Consider the following 711-nt stretch of genomic DNA (forward strand, 5'->3'; position numbering starts at 1 on the left):
GCCTTGCTTCCCCTCTATTGAGTTGATTTAAAATTTTACGACGATAATTTTCATCATGTAAATATAAGAGTAAATAACGTGTTTTAAAGAGTCTCCCCAATTCTCCAATTGCTCGCCCTAACATAGTTGGTTTCCCATTATACTGAAGTGCTTGGATAAGATGTGTTGCATTTATTTTATTTAGTTTCAAAGATCCCGCAACACGAAGCATGTCTTCCCAATGACGATGTATGAGTTCTTCACGAATGCGACTTTTAGACAAATTATTTAACATGCTATAATCTGAGTTCGCATCAAAACGCCAAAGACGTGATTCACTGATATCAGCTAAACGAGGACTAAATTGATATCCTAATAATCCAAAGAGCCCAAAAATAATATCACTATACCCAGCTGTATCTGTCATAATTTCTTTTGGCTGTAAGTTCGTATTTTGTTCTAACACACATTGAAGTAAGTATAATGAATCACGAATTGTGCCTGGAATCACCAAACCGTGGAGTCCGGTAAATTGATCGCTCGTATAGTTGTAATACGTAACACCACGACCAGAACCGAAATATTTAGGATTTGGACCAGTGTGTACGGATTTTACTGGTGTGATGAAACGTAATCCATCAGCTGAAGCAATTTCTCCACCACCCCACATTTTAGCCAGCTGTAATTGGCTATGAAAATCTACAAGTTTCGCGTTTGATTCTGAAAGTGTTT

At 37.3% G+C, this 711-nt stretch carries 1 protein-coding gene; it reads right to left on the minus strand.

What is annotated here, in order from left to right:
- The coding region (locus ACCC84_RS23555) for a Tn3 family transposase (RefSeq protein ID WP_371902428.1) at nt 1–711 on the minus strand (711 nt) is incomplete at both ends.

Origin of the sequence: Serratia odorifera, from assembly GCF_041448735.1 — a bacterium.
Taxonomy (GTDB): domain Bacteria; phylum Pseudomonadota; class Gammaproteobacteria; order Enterobacterales; family Enterobacteriaceae; genus Serratia_F; species Serratia_F odorifera.